General features: G+C 61.3%; 26 protein-coding genes. All 26 read right to left on the reverse strand.

Annotated features, from left to right (window positions below):
• A partial coding sequence (locus MEB48_RS03830) for a phage tail protein (RefSeq protein ID WP_237882034.1) occupies positions 1 to 534 on the reverse strand: 534 nt, incomplete at its 3' end.
• 1 nt (position 535) lies between these two features.
• Positions 536 to 1,180, reverse strand: a complete 645-nt coding sequence (locus MEB48_RS03835) for a putative phage tail protein (RefSeq protein ID WP_237882036.1) — start codon at positions 1,178 to 1,180, stop codon at positions 536 to 538.
• Positions 1,171 to 2,214, reverse strand: coding sequence for a baseplate J/gp47 family protein (locus MEB48_RS03840; protein WP_237882038.1), 1,044 nt, complete (start codon positions 2,212 to 2,214; stop codon positions 1,171 to 1,173). The genes MEB48_RS03835 and MEB48_RS03840 overlap by 10 nt, the downstream gene beginning before the upstream one ends.
• Complete coding sequence (locus MEB48_RS03845) at positions 2,204 to 2,590, reverse strand: phage GP46 family protein (RefSeq protein WP_237882040.1); 387 nt, start codon at positions 2,588 to 2,590, stop codon at positions 2,204 to 2,206. The genes MEB48_RS03840 and MEB48_RS03845 overlap by 11 nt, the downstream gene beginning before the upstream one ends.
• Positions 2,587 to 3,090 carry a phage baseplate assembly protein V gene (locus MEB48_RS03850; protein WP_237882042.1) on the reverse strand — a complete coding sequence of 168 codons (504 nt, stop codon included), beginning with the start codon at positions 3,088 to 3,090 and terminating at the stop codon, positions 2,587 to 2,589. The genes MEB48_RS03845 and MEB48_RS03850 overlap by 4 nt, the downstream gene beginning before the upstream one ends.
• On the reverse strand, positions 3,087 to 4,196 hold the full coding sequence (locus tag MEB48_RS03855) for a phage baseplate assembly protein (protein WP_237882045.1): 1,110 nt from the start codon (positions 4,194 to 4,196) through the stop codon (positions 3,087 to 3,089). Before MEB48_RS03855 ends, MEB48_RS03850 begins: the two co-directional genes overlap by 4 nt.
• 2 nt (positions 4,197 to 4,198) lie before the next feature.
• The gene (locus MEB48_RS03860; RefSeq protein WP_237882047.1) at positions 4,199 to 5,458 is read right to left on the reverse strand and encodes a DNA circularization protein; all 1,260 of its coding nucleotides are present in this window, start codon (positions 5,456 to 5,458) and stop codon (positions 4,199 to 4,201) included.
• Positions 5,455 to 7,377 carry a phage tail tape measure protein gene (locus MEB48_RS03865; protein ID WP_237882049.1) on the reverse strand — a complete coding sequence of 641 codons (1,923 nt, stop codon included), beginning with the start codon at positions 7,375 to 7,377 and terminating at the stop codon, positions 5,455 to 5,457. Before MEB48_RS03865 ends, MEB48_RS03860 begins: the two co-directional genes overlap by 4 nt.
• A 3-nt stretch (positions 7,378 to 7,380) precedes the next feature.
• Positions 7,381 to 7,503: a hypothetical protein gene (locus MEB48_RS29085; protein ID WP_269137383.1), complete on the reverse strand. Its 123-nt coding sequence runs from the start codon at positions 7,501 to 7,503 to the stop codon at positions 7,381 to 7,383.
• 5 nt (positions 7,504 to 7,508) lie between these two features.
• Complete coding sequence (locus MEB48_RS03870; protein WP_237882051.1) at positions 7,509 to 7,811, reverse strand: phage tail assembly protein; 303 nt, start codon at positions 7,809 to 7,811, stop codon at positions 7,509 to 7,511.
• Positions 7,808 to 8,155: a phage tail tube protein gene (locus tag MEB48_RS03875; protein WP_237882053.1), complete on the reverse strand. Its 348-nt coding sequence runs from the start codon at positions 8,153 to 8,155 to the stop codon at positions 7,808 to 7,810. The genes MEB48_RS03870 and MEB48_RS03875 overlap by 4 nt, the downstream gene beginning before the upstream one ends.
• Positions 8,156 to 8,209: 54 nt before the next feature.
• Positions 8,210 to 9,694 (reverse strand): phage tail sheath subtilisin-like domain-containing protein, encoded by a 1,485-nt coding sequence (locus MEB48_RS03880; RefSeq protein ID WP_237882055.1) that lies wholly within the window; start codon positions 9,692 to 9,694, stop codon positions 8,210 to 8,212.
• The gene (locus MEB48_RS03885; RefSeq protein WP_237882057.1) at positions 9,694 to 9,903 is read right to left on the reverse strand and encodes a DUF2635 domain-containing protein; all 210 of its coding nucleotides are present in this window, start codon (positions 9,901 to 9,903) and stop codon (positions 9,694 to 9,696) included. The genes MEB48_RS03880 and MEB48_RS03885 overlap by 1 nt, the downstream gene beginning before the upstream one ends.
• A complete protein-coding gene (locus MEB48_RS03890) occupies positions 9,900 to 10,508 on the reverse strand; it encodes a phage tail terminator protein (RefSeq protein ID WP_237882059.1) in 609 nt (202 codons plus the stop codon). Before MEB48_RS03890 ends, MEB48_RS03885 begins: the two co-directional genes overlap by 4 nt.
• A 42-nt stretch (positions 10,509 to 10,550) precedes the next feature.
• Complete coding sequence (locus tag MEB48_RS03895) at positions 10,551 to 11,072, reverse strand: hypothetical protein (protein WP_237882061.1); 522 nt, start codon at positions 11,070 to 11,072, stop codon at positions 10,551 to 10,553.
• Complete coding sequence (locus tag MEB48_RS03900) at positions 11,065 to 11,427, reverse strand: phage head closure protein (RefSeq protein ID WP_237882063.1); 363 nt, start codon at positions 11,425 to 11,427, stop codon at positions 11,065 to 11,067. Before MEB48_RS03900 ends, MEB48_RS03895 begins: the two co-directional genes overlap by 8 nt.
• A gap of 2 nt (positions 11,428 to 11,429) precedes the next feature.
• Positions 11,430 to 11,981 carry a hypothetical protein gene (locus MEB48_RS03905; protein WP_237882065.1) on the reverse strand — a complete coding sequence of 184 codons (552 nt, stop codon included), beginning with the start codon at positions 11,979 to 11,981 and terminating at the stop codon, positions 11,430 to 11,432.
• A gap of 3 nt (positions 11,982 to 11,984) precedes the next feature.
• Entirely contained in the window at positions 11,985 to 12,272 is a 288-nt protein-coding gene (locus MEB48_RS03910) for a hypothetical protein (RefSeq protein ID WP_237882067.1), read from the reverse strand.
• Between the two features lie 48 nt (positions 12,273 to 12,320).
• Positions 12,321 to 13,640, reverse strand: a complete 1,320-nt coding sequence (locus tag MEB48_RS03915; protein WP_237882069.1) for a phage major capsid protein — start codon at positions 13,638 to 13,640, stop codon at positions 12,321 to 12,323.
• 63 nt (positions 13,641 to 13,703) lie between these two features.
• Positions 13,704 to 14,648, reverse strand: coding sequence for a S49 family peptidase (locus MEB48_RS03920; protein WP_237882071.1), 945 nt, complete (start codon positions 14,646 to 14,648; stop codon positions 13,704 to 13,706).
• A complete protein-coding gene (locus tag MEB48_RS03925; protein ID WP_237882072.1) occupies positions 14,645 to 15,916 on the reverse strand; it encodes a phage portal protein in 1,272 nt (423 codons plus the stop codon). Before MEB48_RS03925 ends, MEB48_RS03920 begins: the two co-directional genes overlap by 4 nt.
• 2 nt (positions 15,917 to 15,918) lie before the next feature.
• The gene (locus tag MEB48_RS03930; RefSeq protein WP_237882074.1) at positions 15,919 to 16,104 is read right to left on the reverse strand and encodes a hypothetical protein; all 186 of its coding nucleotides are present in this window, start codon (positions 16,102 to 16,104) and stop codon (positions 15,919 to 15,921) included.
• A complete protein-coding gene (locus MEB48_RS03935) occupies positions 16,101 to 17,915 on the reverse strand; it encodes a terminase large subunit (RefSeq protein ID WP_237882076.1) in 1,815 nt (604 codons plus the stop codon). Before MEB48_RS03935 ends, MEB48_RS03930 begins: the two co-directional genes overlap by 4 nt.
• A complete protein-coding gene (locus MEB48_RS03940) occupies positions 17,878 to 18,369 on the reverse strand; it encodes a phage terminase small subunit P27 family (protein ID WP_237882078.1) in 492 nt (163 codons plus the stop codon). Before MEB48_RS03940 ends, MEB48_RS03935 begins: the two co-directional genes overlap by 38 nt.
• 195 nt (positions 18,370 to 18,564) lie before the next feature.
• Complete coding sequence (locus MEB48_RS03945) at positions 18,565 to 18,825, reverse strand: HNH endonuclease (RefSeq protein WP_237882080.1); 261 nt, start codon at positions 18,823 to 18,825, stop codon at positions 18,565 to 18,567.
• Between the two features lie 88 nt (positions 18,826 to 18,913).
• Positions 18,914 to 19,264: a phage holin family protein gene (locus MEB48_RS03950; protein WP_237882082.1), complete on the reverse strand. Its 351-nt coding sequence runs from the start codon at positions 19,262 to 19,264 to the stop codon at positions 18,914 to 18,916.
• Positions 19,265 to 19,299: the final 35 nt, after the last annotated feature.

Raw genomic sequence — 19,299 nt, forward strand, 5'->3', positions numbered from 1 at the left:
ACCCATATCGAAAGAACCGAACTGCTCAAGCGACCCCGTAGCGGAATCCCGCGTCCAACTGGCGACGCCAAAGGAAGCCGTGTTCTTGTCTTGCTTGATCGCTGCCAAGTTATCTATCGAGGCTTGCTTGGCGGCCAACGCAGCATTGATCACCGCCAACAACGCATCGACCGCCGTCTTGGTGTACGCGTCGCCAATCCCGTAGCCGGCCAAGGTAATGGCGTTATTGGCTTTTTGTGACAGCAGCCAATCGGTCTCCGGCTTGGTGTAAGCATTCAAAATGCCATAGCCGGCCAAGGTGGTCGCCTTCAAAGCATAGTTTGCGCCGGAGGCCTGAATGGCCTGGAGCAGTTGCGTGGGGTCATTGGCATCAAGCTCTGGCAGATAAGCCAGGATAGCGTTGACCAACTCTTCTTGAACCATGTTCAGCCACTCCGCCTTGAGTGGCGTGGGGGCCACCCCGCCCGTTACGGTGCCGTAACGAAAGAGGCCTAGGGCCGCGACCAGATCGGTCCAGCTGGAAATTCTCTGCATGTTATACGTCCTCGATACCGGCCACAGCGGCCGGTATCACGTAATGAACGGCGTTCAACAGTTGGTCCACCGTGTCGACAATGCCGTCGACAACTTCTTGGCCAAAGCCCAGCACCACGTCGGTGTATTCCGGGGCGTCGCGTTGCAGCCGGCAATCCAGCGTGGCCGCCGCGTCGGTGCCATAGGTCTCAATGGGCACTGCGGCGATCCAGCTCCACGGCCAACCGGCCCCGTACAAGAAATCACCGACACTGGTCAGGCCCACTCGGGCCGGGCGGAACTCTTGAATCTCGACGGCGATATCCAGCTGCGTGCCAAGCTTTCGGTAATAACTCAGCTGCGGCGCACCAGTGGCGGTCAGCTTGTCGAGCACCGCTTGCCGGCGCTCGTCCAGGGTTTGCGAGCCGGGCATCGTGCACACATCCGGCAGGCCCAGATAGCCCTCCCAATACGGCAACAACGCCGTGGCCGTGGCCGGGTTCAACTCCAGCAACAACGCCTCGCCGTTGCCCTCGATCCGGGCCAATTCCGGGGCCAGGGCCGCCACGATCTGCGCCCAGTCCGGCTGTAATGCCGGATCAAACGCCGGACCCGGCGGTAACATCTGGCGCAATTGCTGCTGGTAATCCGTCTCGGTTAAACCCATGTGATTGCCCCCGGCACTGCCACCTCATTGGCCGCCATCACCACATCATTCGGCGGCACGCTCAAGGCATTGTCTGTTTCACCCGGGGTATTACTGATCGTCGCCCGAATACGGGAAATTTTCAGTGTTTGGTTCGGCCCGCCTTCATCCACAATCAGGCCTCGCAACGCTTGCGTGACCGCGGCGCGCAGAGCGGTGCCATCCGGTACCAGACGGACGCTGAAATCAATCACCCGCTCGATTGGGGCAATGGCATACACCTCGGAGGTAACAGGCCGCTTCTTGTCCAGATAGGCTTGGACCTCGGCGACCTGGGCCGGCGTGGGAATAATGCTTGGATCACCATCACGCACGAACGCTAGGCCAAACGTGCCCGGTCCCATCCAGCGCGGCAAGGCCCATGCCCGGGTGACGCCTGGCACCTCTAATGCCCACTCGACAAAGTCATCACCGTTGCCGACCTTGCTTGGGTTTTTGAAGGCCGCTTGAACCCGCGCGCGCAGCGCTTCAATGCCTTCCTTTTCGGCGCCGCCAACGATGCCATCCGCGCCAATGACTGCCGCCGAGTTGACACCCAGTACCGGCGTCACCGCCGTCAGGGTGCCGGCCTCGATGTTGCCCAGAGTGCCCACGTCTTCGGCCACCACTTGCAAGATGGCCGCACCATTCACCAGGGTGACAGCGTGCAGCACCACATAGCGTCGACCGTCCGGCAATTGATAGAGCTGGCCGGCGTCGACCAGAGCGCCGCTCGATCCCGTCACCGTTGCCAGGCCCTTGGCCGCCACGGCCGGTGTCGGACCTTCCTCCAAACGCCAATCGGCCCAGTGCAGCAGCATGGTTTCATCGCACGTCGCCGGGTTGGACTGGCGCGCGATCCAGTCTTGATAGCCGTACAGCTCGTAGGCCGTACCGCTCAACGCCCGCGCCGCCACCTTAGCATCCGCGCGGCGCAAGGCGTCCGGGGCATTGCGTTCAAAATCGGCCTCGGTGCGCTGGATCAGCGCCGGCAGCGTCGGAATCTCATACGCCATTGATCAGCTCCCAAGTGTCTGCAAAATTCAGTTCCAGCGTTTCACCGCTCTGCTCGGTCAGCATCACGCGCAGGTTCATCCGGTCGTTGCCTTGCCGCTCGGCCGTGACCGTCACAGCCGTGACAATCTGATCATCAAGCAGCCAGGCCAGCGCCTCTTCGGCGTAGTCCTGGGCGTCCTGCAGCGTCTGCGCGACCAGCGTGCGCCGCGACAACAACCACAGCCGCGAGCCGATCTGGTCGCCGGCCACCGTCGGCACGCAGTCGCCCCACCAGCCCTTACGGTCGCTGTCGTCCACCCGGTCATCCGGCCCGGCCCGGCGCCAGGTGAACAGGCTGATGGTCACCGAGCGGCGCAACAGATCTTCACGCGTCATGCCCCACCCCCGGCCGGCGGCCCGCTTTGCTCGGTGCCCTGTTTCACGCCGTTATGCAGGTGATTGATTTGGCTCACGTCGCCGGCGACCTGATCGCCATCCGATTCAATGCGGCCGGTCGTTTTGATCAGCGGCGTATCAAAGTTCACCGACTGCGTGGCCTTGATATTCAGGGTCACGGTTTCAATGTCGATAATCCGACCGCGTTTGAAATGAATGAAATCGCCTTCGTCGGTGTACAAGGCCACCTCGCCCGACTTGAGTCCCTGCAGGCGGAAGCGCCGATCCGCGACCACGATCACCACCGCGTGGCTGCGGTCGCCGCCGATGAAGCCAGCCAGTGCCTCGGCGCCTTCCAGGGGGCAGGCGGTGAAGCCATACGGCTCCAAGTGCTCCACGTTGTCTTTAACCTCACCGGCCAACAACCGCAGCTGCAGGCTTTGCAACTTGCTCGCCGAGTTGCCCAGGGCCACCAGGCCGCGCGCCAGAATGTTTCTCATGGTTTGTAATCCGCTGGAATGAGGTATTCGAAGTTGTCGCTTTTTTTGCCTTTCTTCAGTTTGCGTTTGGCCTGCGCGTCGTTCGGCTCTGGCAGGGAAGCCTCCGGCGGCGCCACGCTGATCTTCGCCGTGGTGCCCTGCTCGCCCAGCTCGTAACTGATTTCACTGATCAGCATGTCGCGGTCCAGGCCGATCAACCGGTCGACCACCCGCACAATCATGTTGTGCCGCCACAGCGCGCCGTTGCTTTGTCGCCAGCCCTGAATCACATAGTTAATGGTCAAGGCCTTACCGACCGCGTTGGCCCGCTCCCACTCGACCCGCTCGCGGGCCAGCGTTGGGGTGATTTGCCCGGATTGTTGAATGACCTTCACCCGCCTCCGGTTAATCCGTGGGTCGCTCAGGCGCGCTTCGACCTCGCTGGCCGCAGCGCCAAAACTGTCGTCGCTGCCGCTGCGTTGGCCCTTGCTGACGTATTCGGAAAACACGCCGGAGAAATCCAGTTCGGTATCGCCGGCCAGCAGGTTTTTACCCAGCTCCAGAATATCGACCGCACGCCCGGCGCTGCCCGGACGGGCAATCACCAGGCGCCCCTGGCCGTCGTCGGTGCTGAACAGCCGCGACAAGGTCAGCAGCCGGTCGATGCTTTCAAACGCGGTCTCGCCGGGCTCCAGCGTGTGGTCCTCGAGGCCCAAGGTCACCGCCGCATCGTTGACCACCTTGATCCCGTATTCGCCGGCAATCGCCGCGATGATCGTCTGCACGCTTTGCCCGCGCCATTGCCCGGGCTGATTGACTGCAGCGCAGTCGACCAGGTCCGCCGTGCGCGAGCGCCCGCCAATGCTCAGGGTCACCGACTTGTCGTCGTAACGAATCGGCGTTTTGTCCACATAACCGGTCAACAGCAGATCCGGGCCAATGCGCACCTCCACCGCTTCGCCTTGGCCAATCCGCACCGGAACCTCGCCACTGCCCGGCCAGATCCACGTCACGCCCAGGTTGAAATCCCGCGCCTGGCGTTCCAGTCCCGCGCCGATGCTGACGCTTTTCCAACCGGCGTAGTCGTGCCCACCCACGCTGAGGGTGACTTTGTTCAGCTCGTCCATGGTTAGGTTTTCGCGACTTGAAGTTCGGTGGCGGGCACAAAGCCCGGGTGACGCACGCGGTTGCGCGCAACGATTTCCCCGCTGCGCCGCGCATCGCCATACAGCGCATGAGCCAGCACCAGGGCTGACACGGTTTCAGCCGGGGCATACACGCGCAGCCCGACCCCACTGCGCGCCACTTCGGTCAAGTGCCGATCCAGGGCCACCCGCGCCTCGCTCAGCGCGCCGAAGTGGTCCGGCGGGCTTTCTCCCGCCACCGACCACACCGCCTCGCTGATCGCGTCACGCACCGCCAGCACGTCATCGGCCACCGGCACGGCCGTCTCGACCTCGGTACCGGCCGCGACCGTGGCCCCTTGCTGCGACAGCTGCACGTCCACCGCCGCCGGCGCACTGCCCCCCTGACTGACCGCGACCGGCACCTCGGCCATGTCCAGCAGCACATCCAGCAGCGCCGCATCTTGCACCAGGCCAATCACCGCGCTCTGAATCGTCGCCACCTGCGGGTCCGCCGGTACCGGCGCCGAAGCCTGCAGCGCGGACAACTCCACGGCCTTGCTGCGGCTACCGTTAAACGCACCGCCGGAGCCGTAGCCGCTGAAAGAACGCTCCAGGCCGCTGATCCCGGAAAGCAGACTGTCGGCGAACGCCCCCGGGCCATTCATCAGCGAGGACACCAGGCCGTTGAGATCGCTGCCCAAGGCGGTACCAGGACTGAGGAACTTCAGGGCAAAGCCCAGCGCCCCCGACACCGCCGAACGCACGGCACTGGTGCGTTGCCGCGCCAGATCCACCGGCGCCATGGCGGTGTTGAAGCGATCCTTGATCGAATCCACCAGGCTCGGTGCCTGGGCCGCCAGCGCCCGGCGGGTATTCGTCGACTGCACCGGGAATTCCAGCATGCCATCGATAAACACCAGGTTAAAACGCGCCATGCCCAGCTCATTGCGCGCATGTGACAGCTCGCATTCGCCGGCGGTAACGGTCAGGCGACCGAACCACGGGTGCACCAACTCACCGGGGCCAGGTTTGTCCAGCGCGGTCAGCAGCCGGTCACGTTGCGCCAGGAAGTCATCCCCGGCGACAAAGCCGGTGAACTTGTACTGCCGGGTACGCCGCCCGAGGTCTTCGACAAAGGGTTGATCGCGCTGCGGGAATTCATGCAACTGGGTCCGCCGCCCGACAGGCACGCTGTCGCTGTCCACCAGGAACGGCACCCCCCGAAAGGAGGCACCTTGTTTGCGGTCACGCCATTCACTCATTGCGGCTTACTCCCTGACAACGTGCGGTAGCCCACCTTCGGCGTGATCGACAGACCCGGCTGATTACTAGTCCCCGGATCGACCCGAAAGCCGGCCGGTGCATTCTCGAAACGCATCACCAGACCGCCTTCCAGCTGCGCCCGGTTATTCGCAGCGCCTTGCTGTAGCAGGGCGCCCGGCGCCGGCATGACCGGCGGGCGCAACAGCTGGCCCGGGGCGAGGCCGGCTTGGGTGAGGTTGCGTTCGGCCTGCTGATTCCGCGCCAGGCTCACTGCATTGGCTTGCAGGAACGCGCCGGTGCCGCCGCCGACGCCAGCATTGCGTTGGCGTTGCTCCTCGGCGTAACTGGCTACTTTCGCGGTGAGCCCGGCGCCGCCCTCTTCCAGCCCGAACACACTGAGGATCGGCTGCAAGTACGGTTTGACCCCATCCCACAGTTCTTTAAAAAAGGCGGTGATTGGCGACCAGTGTTTGATCAGCAGCCCGAGCGGCGACCAATCAAACACGCCCTTCATAAACTCCACAAAGGGTGTCGCCAGCGCCTTGATCAGCTCCCAGAGTGCAGTGAAGAACGGCCCGATCGTTTCCCAGTTGCCCACGATTAAACCCGCCGCCGCCGCGATAGCGACGGCAATGATGCCCACCGGTGTCGCCGCAAAGGCCACACCCAACACCCGGGTGGCCACGGTCGCGGCGTACACCCCAACGCGCAGCGCGGTGAAAGCAGCGCCGGCGATGGCCAGGCCCTTGACCAACTGCGGGTTGGCCTGGATCAGTTCGGCCGCCTGAGAAATCATCGGTCGCAGGCTATTCACTACGGCGTTGATCCCCGGCAGCAGGGCATTGCCAACTGCCCGCGCCACACTGGCTGCGGCGTTGCGCAACAGCTGCAGGTTATTGGCCGTGGTTTCCGCCCGCGAGGCGTACTCCGCATCCATCGAGCCGGCGTATTTCGAGGCGTCGCCGACTTTCTGCAAGTTGCTCTCGAGCAACTCCAGATTGGTCAGCAGCGGCGTAATCGCCGAGATTGATTCACTACCGAATAAATTGGTGAGCAACGCTGGGCGCTTGGCTTTATCGACCTGCGAAATACGCTTGAGCAGATCCAGCATTGTCCCCTGGGCATCCTTTTGCATCGCCACAGCAACGCTTTTGGAGTCCAGCCGTAACGCCTTGTAGGCCTCCGTTTGGCTCTTGGTCGCCGCCGAGCCCTTCGTCATTGCCAGCATGAAGTTCTTGATGCCAGTGGCGGCGACATCTTGCTTCACGCCGACACCGGCCATGGTCGCGCCCAACGCGGCGATCTGACCCGACGAAAGACCTGCGACCTCACCCAGCGACCCGACCTCCGTGACGATGGCGGAAATCTGCTTGGTGTTGGCCGGGCCGGTGTTGCCCAGGTAGTTGATCCTATCCGCCAAGCCGACCACATCGGTTTGAGTCATTTTGAACGCAGTGCGCCACCTCGCCATCATGCTGCCGCTTTCGTCGGCGCTCTGGTCGAAGGCAATGCCCATCTTCACCGCGGCCTCGGCGAAGCCCAGCAGCTCCTCCCGGGCAATGCCCGACTGGCCGCCGGCGGCGACAATTTTGGCAATGTCGTTGGCGGCCATGGGCAGCCGGTCAGACATTTTGCCGATGTCCTCACCCATTTCTTTGAACTGCGCCGGGGTGTCAAAATTGACCACCTTCTTGACGTCTGCCATGACCGACTCGAACTGAATCGCCGCCGCGGCCCCGGCAATGAACGGGGCCGCCAAGGCCCCGCCGGTGACAACGTCGCTAAAGCCGATCTTGCCCAGCCCGGTGCGCTCCAGCCCTTTGCGAAAGCCGGCGACGTTCTTCCGAATACCGGCCAGGGTCGGTGACAGCTTATCGACGCCGGTGATCAGCGCCTTGAGTTGAAACTTATCGGCCATACCCTACCCCTGCTGAACTTGATTAATGCGTTGGGCGTTCGCCAGCGATTCGGCGAACGTATCCAGCGGCAGCACCATCATTTGTTCGGGTCCGACTTTCCAAAAAAAGGCCAGGTCATAGGCCACGGCAATCAGGCCACTGACTTTTTCGATGCCGCAGTCATGAAAAAACCCGCGATGGCCCAGCCCAAGTTGTTCAGGTCGGAAAGGTCGAGCTGGTTGACCGATGGCCCCGGAATCGCCGCACAGATGGCGATGTATTTGGCCACCACGTCCATGTCGAGCGACACCGCTTCGTCCTTGTCGATCTTGTACGGCAGCGCCTTGATCTCGCGGACCTCGGCCACCGTCGGCCGGCGCAGAGTCAGCTCCAGCACCTGCTCGTCATGCGCCTGAATCGGCGCGGCCAGTTTGTGTACGCTCACCTGACTCATTGGAACCCCCCTTTGTTGCCATCCCATTGGATGTCGATGGTGCCGTCGTCGCCCTTGGAGGCCGGCTCGCCCACCACAAACCCACCCGCCAGCACGTACACCCGGCCGTTCTTGAACTCGACGGTGACCGTCTGGTCGGTGGCTTCCATGAGTTGCTTGATCGGCAGGTCCGGCGCATCGATCACAGTGGCCTTCACATACGGCACCAGGTCCTCTTCCTTGAAACAGCCCGGCGCCACCGACTCGCGCTTTTTGTCGCTCAGCGGCACTTCCACACCACCGGTGACGGTGAACTGAACGCCGTCTGCCTTGATGTAGACGGTGCCCGCAACTTTCTGGCCCATGGCCTCTCTCCTATAAAAAAGCCCGCACGCGGCGGGCTATGAACATTGGCTGGATCACACGGCGTATTGCAGACGGAACTGGTACTGCAGCGCGAAGATCCGCAGCTGATTGACCAGGTCCGGCGGGTACAGCACGTTGAGCCGATTCGGGTTGGTGCCGGAGCGCTCGACGATCAGGTTGGCCGCAAAGGCTTCGGCGTTTTCGACAATGCCCAGCTGCTCCAGCGCGTAGTAGCCGGCGATCATTTCGGCGCGAATCACGTTCGGCGTGACGATGGCCTGGCCGGCGCCAAAGCGCGTGCCGTCATTGGCCAACTTGTGTCGACCGTACTTGCTGGTGACCCGCGACTTCAGGTAGCCGATCACAAACGCTGACTGGTGCAACGTCTCGCTGTCCAGGTAGGAATCATCCGCCTGGCCGAAGGCATTGAACTGGTAGCTGGTGATCGCCCGCTCGATGCGCTGCGAACCGCCGCCGAAGTAGGCCGTGGCAATGCCGCGGTTCAATAACGACTGCCGCTCGGTCAAGGTGAAGCGTGCGCCGGCCGGGGCCGGGGTGATGCCTGATAGCTCACCGGTTTGCGTCGGCCGCGCCGGATCGGCCGAGATGAACACCGCCGTGCGCGCCGCATAGGCGGCGGCCACGTTCCACACCGGATCGGGGCAGCTGACCTCAAACCCGTGAATCGTCGCATGCTGATCGTTGCGCGAAGCGCTCAACGCCACCAATTCACCGAGGGTGCCGCGCTGGGCGGTGTAGACATGCCCATAAAGTTGTTTGGCCCAGCTCCAGCGACCGCTGGAGTCGTCCATGAAAGCCTTCCAGGCATCCAACGAGGTGGCATCGGCCCACGGCGCACAGATGAACTCGAACGGCTCGTCGCCGAGACTGGCCAAGGCCACCGCAACGTCAGGTGTCCCCACACCGCCGGTCATCGGTGCCACTACCACCGTCAGCCCGGCCGGCGTGGACTCGCCGTTGTTACGGCCCAAGCGATTGAGGTGCAGCGCCAGGTCGTTGCCGCTCAGGCCCGACCACTTGCAGGTCAGCGTCACCACACCGACGGCTGCCACCGCCGTCACCGCCAGCCCGGCGGCATTCACCGCCGCCGCCAACGCCACAGCCGCCGCCGTCGGGGTCGCGCCCTTGGCCACGGTCGCACGCACACGGCTGCCACCGACGTACAGGTTCAGCTCGCCACCGGCGGTGGCCGTGCCGGTGATGGTCACGGTGCCGGACGCCTTGACGCCGACGCCCTTAAGCGGCAGGCACCAGACCTCACCCGCTGGATCGCTACGGCACCAGGTGTCGTACATCTGCGCCAGCATCGAGCCGATGCCGCCGATGCTCTTGGCCAGGCCCAGGCTCGACACCAGCGTCAGTTGGCCAATTTCCGCCGCAGTGGCGTCGTCGTTGACCTGTGCCACGATCAGCCGCGGCATGCTCGACCCACCGCTGTTGGCTTGCGAATTGTCGACCTCGGCGTAAAACAGCGGCACGCGCAAATCGCTGGGGATGGTGTTAAAGCTGATCGCCATTATTCAGTGCTCCCTGGTTCGGACAAAGCCGGGGTTTTAGGGATGGTTTTGGCCTTCTTCGGCGCGTCGAGGGTGACGTCCAGATCCTGCAGGCGGCGCAGCCAATAGGCGTCACGCGGGACTTCACGCCCCTCCGCGGGCAAGTCGCCGCCAGCTTCAGGGTCGGGCACCACCCGGCCCGCGGCCGGGTACACAGTCATGCGGCTCATGGAGAGTCCTCAGTGGGTTGCGGTAGTTCAACGGAGAAAGTCGCCTCGACCCGGCCATCGGGGCCAGGCCGCTGCAGGTTGGGGTCAGCGGGATCAATGAAGTCGACGTTGAAATCGACGCCTTCCAGCGCCGAAAGCCCATCAAGCTCAAACTCCTCCCAAGTTTCGGCAGGGTCAGACGCCCGGTTTCGGCCCAGCTGAAACGCAGCTTCAAAGCTGAAGCGGTACACAACACGAGCCCGGTTGATAAAGACCAAGCTGCCACCGCCGTACTCGATCGGGTCGTACTCGGTGCCGGGCTTCCAGCCCACTAACGCCTTCCATAGGCCACCCCGCAAATCGTGCAGCAGATCTGCTGCCTCTTGGCCGCGCTCATCGGTGCTGTCGAGCACCAGGATCACGTCAAACAAATCGGTGATGTCTTGGCGGACTCCGTTCTGTAGGTCGTTACCGGCAGCGTCATCACCGGCGGCGATCACGTATGCCGACGGATGGCTCAGCTTTGCGCTATTGGCTACGGCGTCCCAATCGATACCAGCAGACACACGGCCGGAAAAGGCAGGACAGTACGCACGCAGGTGCGCGACGATCAGACTGATTTTCATCTTTGTTCCAGGGATAGAAGCGCCAGCAGCTGCTGGCGGAGATCAGCTCAGAGCCGCGGCGAACGCCGCAGAGAGAATGGCTTGAACGTCTGCTTTGGAGTCCTGCAATGCATCGGCCATGTAGTTGTCACGGGGCGTGATACGCCACTCACCGGCAGCCCGCTCAGCAACGAGTCGAGCGCGGGCACCAGCGGCGCGACGATTTTTCCGCCCCTTGCCCTTACCGGGTGCCAGCTTCCCAGGACGACGGCCTTTCTTCACACCGTAGTGCAAATAGGCTGGATAAAACTCTGGCATGGCACTGGTCTTGCGCGGGGCAACCCTGACCAGGAAACCCGATCGCGACACCTTGAAAGAGATCGACTCCAAGGTCGCCCCGGTGCGATTGACCGGGTAGCCCTCTTCACCACGTGCAAGAGCCAGGTTCATCTGGGCCTTTTGCATCACTAGGCGCCCGGCTTTGCGCATGCCTGCACGAATTTTCTTCTTGTCGAAGATATCTCGCGGCAGGTTGTCGTAGCCCTCGAAATGCAAGTAACCGTCAACAGAAGCTGAGTTAGCCATAGATCCCTCCCCCGGCTTGCTCCGGTCCTAACTCTTCAACCTCAAGCAGGGTAAACCGACGATTACCGTTCATGTCCGCGACCCTGCGAACACGATAAATCGTGGCACCGTGCACAACTTCGTGCGATTCGTTCATGCCCTTCAGATAGTAGAAGGTCACCCGATGGCTGATCTTCACATCGGTCTGGACACCGTTCGCGTAAACAGCGGTACCGACCGGCTCAATCTTTGCCCATCGTTTTTTCTGATCGGTGAACAACGAGTCAAGCCCCTGATCCAGCGCCGGGATGTCGGTTCTCAACCTTAGAGTGATACGCCGGTCCAACTCCCCCGCACTCGGTTCGCGCATGGCCATATTCAGAACCTCGGGGGGACGGTGATCTCTGCCACCAGGTGATCTAAAAATGCCGACGGCAGTTCGGCCAACGCCTGACCCACCAAGAACATTTCCGGGTGACGGTAGATTGTCGCTGCCGCCATTAGCAGCCAGTTGCGGACACCAGGGTGAAGTTCAAGATCGAGCCCGGCCTTGTAGCGGATCCGAAGCCGACCACCGGGGCGAGATGCTGGGAAGAACAGAAAGCTTTCCCGCTGGTCCTGCCGCAACTCGAATGGTCCGGCCTGCTCGGTCCATGTTCCGTCTGGCTGCTGCGAAAAAACCGAGACAACCTCATTGGCCTGCCCAACATCCAAGGCATGCCCGCTCTGCCGATCGGCTGGCCATTCTTCTTCGTAAACGGCACCACGAATCGAAGCACCTGTTTTCGACTCGCACTGGGTGGTAACACCGGGAATGATGATCTGTTCAATCAGCGCCGGCTCCATATCCTCCGGCTCAACCCGACACTGGAAAGCCACCTGTTCCAGTGTCAGGACCGGGTCGCCGAAGTACTCGATTCGACGGGCCATGGCTTACGGCTTCGCTTCGTCATCGGTACCTGTATTACCTTCGCCGCCATCAGCACCGTTCGACGTTGCGCCTGCCGCCTCTGCGGGCGAGCTAGCCGCGCCCGCTTCACCAACATTTTTTGCACTACTGGTTTTCGCCGTTGCAGTCTTACCGGCTTTTGGTTTTTCGTAGACTTCAGCAAAGCCCTTGGATTTCAGGCCTTCAACAACCTCTTCGTCAAACCCAGCCAACTCGTCTGCCGAGTAACCACGCCAGGCTTTCAGAAACCGCACCACAACTTTATCGCTCATCGTTTCGACCTCAGAGATGCAAAGCCCCGCCGAAGCGGGGCAAAGGGATTACATGCCGGCGCCCCACTTCACAGCGACGGCGATCACAATGCACTCCACGTGGCGTGGCCCGAAGTCGTGCTTGGCGATTACCTTGACCAGAGTCTGGTCACGCTGGAAGGCGCTGACCATGTTGCCCTCGGAGTCCTTATACGAAGCCTCGTTGCTGAACGAGATCGTCAGGTCCATGTCTTCGCCGATCATCATGTCTGCGAAGTTGACGAAGTAGAATTCGGTCTCGTTACCGCCGGCGCCGAGGTTGACCGGGATCTGGTTGCTAAGACCAACCGGGTAACCCTTGAACAGACCCTGTTCAATTTCCGGATAGGCTTTGTTGCCGTTGCCATCACGCAGCGATTGCAACCAGCGAAACACGCGCGGATGCATCAACCAACCGCAGTCCTTCATCATCACATTGGCCGTTTCGATGCGAAGCATCATGCCGCCGCAGAACAGGTCGATTTTTTCCAGGGTGATGTCAGCAGTGTCGGGAGCGGGCAACACGTTGAACGCCTGCGCCCAATAGCGCATGCCCTTGGGCAGCGTGCCGCTACCATCTGCACGAATGAAGTGCAGGTCTTCCGAGAGCCCCATCGACACTGCCAGATCGTTCACAACAATGTCGTCAATGCGTGGACTGATACCGGCATTGGCAATCAGGTCATTCGAGATAGGCACAATCGCTGCTGCTTTTTTCGCGGAAAGCTTCGTGTCAGCGAACGTCATGCCGGTGATCGGGATATCGGTTTCGGTACCGATGTAGGTCACGATGGTGTTGCCGGTGATTCGCGGCATGGTCAAGTTGCCATTGTTCAATGGCAGACTCCGGGTACCCATCTTGCGCACAACCGACATTGGGCGCAGAGCTTCAATGATTTCGGTTGCAAAGTTTTGAGGAACCAACACACCACCGGCACCCGGCGTCACGGTGCTCAAAGCCATGGCAACATCGGTGGAATAACCACCTTGCTCTGCCATTTGAGCAGCCTGCTGCTGATTGCCACCGGCAGCGGCCAGCAACCGAACCATCTGAGCCATGCGCACACCTGGCGAATCAGCTGGACCCGAACCGGAAATATAACCTGGTGGTGGACCGGTGCGGCCTTGCGCCGACTCACTGACCGGTACCGCACTGGCGGCGGCCATTCGCTCAGCCTGTTCGGCGCGGCTGATTTTATCAGTCAGCGCATTGAACTGAGCTTCCAGACTGGTGAATTGAGTCAGTTGCTCAGCCGACAGGGTTTCACCGCCAGACTCAAGCTTTGCCAGAGCCTGAAGCGACTCATTGAGTTTGGCGCGTTCGCTACGCAATTGAAGTACAAGGGACATGGTGCCTCCTGGGCATTAAAAAACCCGCACGAGGCGGGCTTCGAACGACTGCCGCGAACGCGGTCAGATCTTGGTTTGAAAATCCATTGCAGCTGCACGGACCGAAAGACGGCCTTGCTGCCGGATGGCTCGACTCTGTGCCACCGAGTTGGATAAATCATCGACGGCTTGTTGGGGGCTTTGCATGCGATCGGCGAGGCCCGCCGCGATGCCGGCCTGCCCTCGGTACAAGCCCGCCTCAGTGGCAATGACCTGCTTTACCGAGAGCCCGCGGTAATCGGCAATCGCATTGACGAAGAGCTGATAGCTCTCCTGCACGACGTCGTTGAGGTACTTGAGCGACTGGTCACTCAAAGGTTCGTGAGGGCTGAGGTCGTTTTTGTGAGCGCCGGCAAACACAGTAGTCACCTTGACGCCCATCCCTTCCTCTTGCTTGGATCGATCCATGTGACTGGCGATGACTCCGATGGAGCCGACACCACTGGTCTGGCTCACCACCAGTTCGCTACAGGCCGCGCCGATCAGGTAGCCGCCGCTGTAGGCCATAAAGTTGACGATGCCGGTGATGGGCTTCTGCTGCGCCATGGCGCGAATGTCGGCCGCCAGCTCGAATGCGCCGACAGCGGAACCGCCGGGGCTGTCGATGTCCAACACGATGCGCTCGACCATCGGATCCGCGACAGCGTTGCGAATCTGAGCCCGCAGCGTTTCATAGCTGGTCATCGTCTCGCACATGCTGACGTGGCTGCCGCGACTGACCAACACGCCGCTAACCGGAATCACTTCGATACCGGTGCGGGCAATGGATGTGCGGCGTTCTTCTTCGCGCTGGGCGATGCGGTCCAGGCCATCATCCGACCAAAGACCGGCGCCTGCTACAGCCCCGATGTTGACGATGTTCAAGCTCATTGCCTGGTTGGCCCAGCGAACGCCGAGGTCCAACATGTCAGGCGTCACTAACAGCGGCTGATTGAACAGCAGGCTGGAAGCTCGCAGATAGTGTTTCATTGCGCCAACATCCTCTCAATTTCAGCGTGCCGCAGTTCGAGCTGCGCTCGCACGTTGGGGTTAGTCAGATCAGGAGCACCCTTGCCGGCGTCCACCATGTTCAGCGGTTGCAGGTAAATCTCACCGCCCGGTACCGGAGGCATGTTCTCCAGCCGGCGGATGTCGTTGACGCTGAGCCAGCCCCACTGGCGCCCGATGGCGTAGGCCTCATACCGACTTTTCTGGTCGCCCCGCAGCAGGCCAGACAAGTTGAATTCGATGAAGTACTCACGCCGGTCAGCGGGCAATAGAAAGTCGCGCATCATCGACTGCTCGTGACGCTTGACCCAAGGCAACAACGCGAACACCACGAACTGAATCATCAGCTGCTCAAGCGTGTTGTAGTTGGACTTCTCCAGGTCGTTGACCATGGGCAGTGGGATCTTGTAAATGCGGGCGATGTCGGTACCGGTGGTTTTGAGAATCCCCAGCACTTCGGCATCGACGTTGTTCATGGAGACGGGCTTGAAGGTCATGCCCTCCTGCAGCAGCGCAACCTTCTTGGCGTTGTCCATGCCGCCAAACTTTTGCCCCCACTGATCGACAATCTTGTCGATGCTGCCTTGATCCTTGATCGCCGGGGCCTCACGCGGCCGCTCGATCACACCGGAGACGGTCACACCGTTGGCGAAGCTTTTACCCGTGTATTGCCGCACCGCCTGAGCCAACCCCAACGATTCGGCATGGACCTCTATCGGCGACAGCCCTACGTAATGGTTGGTGCTGAACCACCGTACGTGGTGGATCATGCGCATCGGCAGAGCTTCGCCACCGCTGATCCGGTAGTACGGCAGCATGTCCCCGCCCTTCAGTACCTGCACCTTGTCGTTGCACAACGGCCAGAGCGCCGCCACGTTTCCATCATCCCGACGGTCAATGAAGCTGTAAGCGTTACCCCGCAAACCAGCAGCACCTTGCGTGCACTCCCGGTATTCATAAGGCGTCTGAAATCCGTTTGGCTGGTACCGAAGGACGTCATACGCCGGATGGTTGATGGCCGCTTCGCGCTGGCCTTTGTCCAGCCGGCGGTACATCTCGCAAGGCAGTTGTCCCATGGTCTCGGCCAGGAGCGTGACGCAGTTTTGCAGGATCGGCAGGCCCAACGCCGACTCCGGCGTGACCCTCACGCCCGTGCTGTTGCGGCCGCCACCCAGAAGACCACGCCAAAAGCCGCCACCCGTGTCTGTCAGATTGCCGCGCCCCTCGCCGAGCACGCTTGAAAAGAACATGCTCAACCTCCTTGGGGTTTGGATTTGGCTTTCAGTGCGGCGGATGCGCGATCGGCAAGGAATGACCAGGCCATCAAGCCGAGGCCTGCGACTATGCAGGCAACCGGCGTACTGATCATTGCCACGCCGCACACCAGCAGACCGAAGCCCAGCAGACCGGCCAGCCATGAAAGGATGACCAATTTCATATACCCGCCCCTTCGTCGTAGATGGATTTGCCACTCGGCCCCGCAGCCTTACTGCTGATTCCGACGGCCATGATGGATGCGACGATGCCGTCGATCCGACCGGTCGCCTTGGCCTTGTCGGCCTTTCGGTTATTGGCTGGATCGGAGACGATCACCGCGTTGCCGGCGCACCAGGTCATTACCGGGTTGCCGTCGTGACGCAGGGTTTCAACTGTCTCGCTTTCAATGACCTCCCAGTCAGCGGGATCAAGAGCGATTACGTCCTGCTCAGGAGCCAGCCCCAGCAGGCGGCGCTCAAACTCATCTACCGCTGGCCCCATGTCCTTGTAGCCCTGGCCGAAGCCCACCATTTCCGGCAGCGAGATGTCGTATTCGGACATCAGCTGCAACAGGTCTTCAATGCGCCACCGGTCATAGGCGATGCGCTCGACGTCGAAATACGCACAGATCGTGACCAGGCGACGCAGCACATGCAGCTTGCTGATGGCCCGGCCCGGGGTCGTTTCAAGGTGCCCATCTTTAACCCACATGGCGTAGGGCACCTTGTCGCGGTCCTCCCGCCCTTGCAGGTCGTCGTCCGGGATCCAGAAGTACGGCAACAGCCGCCAGTGCGGATCGTGTGGGGCAGGCCAGAAGATCAGGACGAATGCGGTCAAGTCCGTGGTGCTGGCAAGATCGAGTCCGCCGACACATCGGCGGTTCCGGAGTAGCCGCATTGGCACACGTTCTTCGGCCTGCTTCCAAACACCCCAAGAAATCCACGGGGCATCGGCTTGCGTCCACTCGCAGAAGTTGAGACGGCGCACCACCGACTCCTGAGCCGGCAACCCTCGGGCCGACTGGACCTGCTCACGCAAGTACTTACGACCGGGGATGCCATCGCTTTGCCCTTCGGCGATGTAGTCCAGCGAGGGGTTGACCTTGGGCCAGCAGGCTTCGTCCTTGAATGGGTCATCACCTTCATCCAGCGAGCAGATGAACGCGAAGAAACTGTCGTCATCTTCAATGGCCGCGCAGATCCGCACGCCCAGATCGTGGTACTGACCGCAGACCGTCTTCTTGTCGGAACCGCTGTTGGTGATCATCACCACCATGGCTTTGCGGCGGTTCTTGGTACCGGCGCGCATCATGTTCACAGTGGCCGCGCTCTTGTGCTCGTGCACCTCATCGAGCAACCCAATGTGGGGCCGTGGGCCGGACTTGCCTTCGTCGGCACTGATCGGCCTGAAGAAGGAATTGGTGCTCGGATAGAACAGGTTCCAGACCTTTTCGTCGCGCCCCGACTGCACGAGCCGGGAGCGAAGTTTTTCCGACATGTCCACCATCGACACGGCATCGCGAAACAAGATCATCGCCTGATCGCGCTTGGTGGCCGCCGCATAAATTTCAGCGCGCTGTTCACCGTCGGCAACCAACCCGTAAAGGCCGATCCCACCAACCAATGGGCTTTTACCAGAGCCCTTGCCAGTCTCGATGTAGCCCAGTCGGAAACGCCGATAACCGTCAACGGTCATCCAGCCAAACAAACTTCCGACCACAAATGCCTGCCAGGGTGCGAGCAGGAAAGGCATGCCTTCGTAATCACCTCCGTTGAGGCAAAGCACATCTTCGAAAAAGCCGATCGCACGATTGGCTTTTTCCAGATCCCAAACCAAACCGCGAGCCGGTCCGTGTTCGAGGTCCCGCAAATGACGTTTAGAAGCGTTTCGAACGTTGGGACCGGCGACAATTTCGCCGGCCAATACAGCATGGGCAAAGGAGGTGACGCGATCGTCAACTGAAGTATTTGTCTGCGGCGTCTCGTTGCTCATTGGGGAATAGCTCACCTTGCGGCGCCGGCATGGTTTTCAGATTGCGCCGGGACATTGGCGACAGGCCAAACTGAGCGCCGGCGGCGTTGGCGCGCTTTTCGGCGTCGTTCGCCAGCTGGCGGAGGACGTGCATTTGCTGCGCGCCGGTTTTGAAGGTCTGGATATCGCCACCCAATTCGTCATCGGATGCAGCGTTGCGCTTGGTGATCAGCCGCTGGTAGCGGCGCCAATCAGCGGCGGCCTGGCAATAAGTCGCCAGCGCCATCGAATCCAGGTTCGAAACGATACCGAGGGCGATCAGTGCGGGAACCAACTGTTCCCATTCAGCAATCGCCTCTGTCGACAGGACGTCTGGCATCGGCGGTGCCCCGACGGGGACCGCCGGCGAAGTGGCTTCGGCCAGCAGGTCACCGAGATTTTCCCGGCCCCGATTTCCCTGCAAAAGTTTGAGCACCGCTGGTTTTCCAGGGCGACCCGAGTTTCCGTTTCCGGCCATAAATACCCCTGCCTATTGATACCCCCCTCCCCTCATTTTTCCCGACTTTGCGAAGAGAGGGGGGCGAGCGGTCTAGAACGAAGTCCGAAAGAAGTTTTTCACCCCCCCTACCCTCGGGGTGGTGCATTTTTTTGGTGCACCGAAGGGTGCCGATCACCGATTCCAGTGGTGGCCCGGATCGACTGGTCTGCCGTCTGCCTGACAGCCAGGGAGCCGGCCGCTCTTCTCCATCCGTTGCTTGGTCGAGTCGTGGCAGAACTTGCACAGGCTCGCCCAGTTCTTCGGGTTCCAGAACAGCTTCCATGCCGCCTTGATACGAACCGGATCACCACTGTCCTTGGCGTCCTTCAGCTTGGGTGCGGTCTTGTGGTCGACAATGGTCGCAGCGACTGGCCGTTGATCAGTCGAGCACATGGTGCAATAGGGAAACTGACTTAGGTGCCCATCACGGGACTTCTGCCACTTGTATCCATAACCCCGCTCTGTGCTACTGCCCCGCCGATCACTGCTCATGCTGACTGCTCGGCGGGACCTCGCACAGGCCGGCCTTCTTCGCCAGCCAACGAGCGTACAACCCGCTGGCTACATCGGCACCGAGGCAAGCCACGACGCTGCCGATCGCGGCAGCCGTCATCAGGCTACAGCTCAAGGCAGTGGCAAGCATTACCGTCGCCAGACCAAACACTGCCGAAGCGCCGAAGCGCAACAGCACCCGTTTGATCAACACCGGCACAGCCATCCCTGCCGCATCAGCGCGCCACATCTCCCCAGTTAAACCTGCAAGCGCCACCAGAATCAGCAGCCAGGTAGGAAGATCGGCCAGCGACTGCTGCACCTCCTGTTCAGTCGACATGCGTTGCCTCCTCGGCGACGGAAGAAAAGCCCTAC

It is taken from the genome of Pseudomonas sp. PGPR40 (genome assembly GCF_022014505.1).
GTDB lineage: Bacteria > Pseudomonadota > Gammaproteobacteria > Pseudomonadales > Pseudomonadaceae > Aquipseudomonas.

Excerpts from the sequence above, each read along its gene's own strand:
- MEB48_RS03835 (WP_237882036.1), bottom strand. The coding sequence starts at position 1,180 with ATGGGTTTAACCGAGACGGATTACCAGCAGCAATTGCGCCAGATGTTA.
- MEB48_RS03840 (WP_237882038.1), bottom strand. The coding sequence starts at position 2,214 with ATGGCGTATGAGATTCCGACGCTGCCGGCGCTGATCCAGCGCACCGAG.
- MEB48_RS03845 (WP_237882040.1), bottom strand. The coding sequence starts at position 2,590 with ATGACGCGTGAAGATCTGTTGCGCCGCTCGGTGACCATCAGCCTGTTC.
- MEB48_RS03850 (WP_237882042.1), bottom strand. The coding sequence starts at position 3,090 with ATGAGAAACATTCTGGCGCGCGGCCTGGTGGCCCTGGGCAACTCGGCG.
- MEB48_RS03855 (WP_237882045.1), bottom strand. The coding sequence starts at position 4,196 with ATGGACGAGCTGAACAAAGTCACCCTCAGCGTGGGTGGGCACGACTAC.
- MEB48_RS03860 (WP_237882047.1), bottom strand. The coding sequence starts at position 5,458 with ATGAGTGAATGGCGTGACCGCAAACAAGGTGCCTCCTTTCGGGGGGTG.
- MEB48_RS03865 (WP_237882049.1), bottom strand. The coding sequence starts at position 7,377 with ATGGCCGATAAGTTTCAACTCAAGGCGCTGATCACCGGCGTCGATAAG.
- MEB48_RS03870 (WP_237882051.1), bottom strand. The coding sequence starts at position 7,811 with ATGAGTCAGGTGAGCGTACACAAACTGGCCGCGCCGATTCAGGCGCAT.
- MEB48_RS03875 (WP_237882053.1), bottom strand. The coding sequence starts at position 8,155 with ATGGGCCAGAAAGTTGCGGGCACCGTCTACATCAAGGCAGACGGCGTT.
- MEB48_RS03880 (WP_237882055.1), bottom strand. The coding sequence starts at position 9,694 with ATGGCGATCAGCTTTAACACCATCCCCAGCGATTTGCGCGTGCCGCTG.
- MEB48_RS03885 (WP_237882057.1), bottom strand. The coding sequence starts at position 9,903 with ATGAGCCGCATGACTGTGTACCCGGCCGCGGGCCGGGTGGTGCCCGAC.
- MEB48_RS03890 (WP_237882059.1), bottom strand. The coding sequence starts at position 10,508 with ATGAAAATCAGTCTGATCGTCGCGCACCTGCGTGCGTACTGTCCTGCC.
- MEB48_RS03895 (WP_237882061.1), bottom strand. The coding sequence starts at position 11,072 with ATGGCTAACTCAGCTTCTGTTGACGGTTACTTGCATTTCGAGGGCTAC.
- MEB48_RS03900 (WP_237882063.1), bottom strand. The coding sequence starts at position 11,427 with ATGGCCATGCGCGAACCGAGTGCGGGGGAGTTGGACCGGCGTATCACT.
- MEB48_RS03905 (WP_237882065.1), bottom strand. The coding sequence starts at position 11,981 with ATGGCCCGTCGAATCGAGTACTTCGGCGACCCGGTCCTGACACTGGAA.
- MEB48_RS03910 (WP_237882067.1), bottom strand. The coding sequence starts at position 12,272 with ATGAGCGATAAAGTTGTGGTGCGGTTTCTGAAAGCCTGGCGTGGTTAC.
- MEB48_RS03915 (WP_237882069.1), bottom strand. The coding sequence starts at position 13,640 with ATGTCCCTTGTACTTCAATTGCGTAGCGAACGCGCCAAACTCAATGAG.
- MEB48_RS03920 (WP_237882071.1), bottom strand. The coding sequence starts at position 14,648 with ATGAAACACTATCTGCGAGCTTCCAGCCTGCTGTTCAATCAGCCGCTG.
- MEB48_RS03925 (WP_237882072.1), bottom strand. The coding sequence starts at position 15,916 with ATGTTCTTTTCAAGCGTGCTCGGCGAGGGGCGCGGCAATCTGACAGAC.
- MEB48_RS03930 (WP_237882074.1), bottom strand. The coding sequence starts at position 16,104 with ATGAAATTGGTCATCCTTTCATGGCTGGCCGGTCTGCTGGGCTTCGGT.
- MEB48_RS03935 (WP_237882076.1), bottom strand. The coding sequence starts at position 17,915 with ATGAGCAACGAGACGCCGCAGACAAATACTTCAGTTGACGATCGCGTC.
- MEB48_RS03945 (WP_237882080.1), bottom strand. The coding sequence starts at position 18,825 with ATGTGCTCGACTGATCAACGGCCAGTCGCTGCGACCATTGTCGACCAC.
- MEB48_RS03950 (WP_237882082.1), bottom strand. The coding sequence starts at position 19,264 with ATGTCGACTGAACAGGAGGTGCAGCAGTCGCTGGCCGATCTTCCTACC.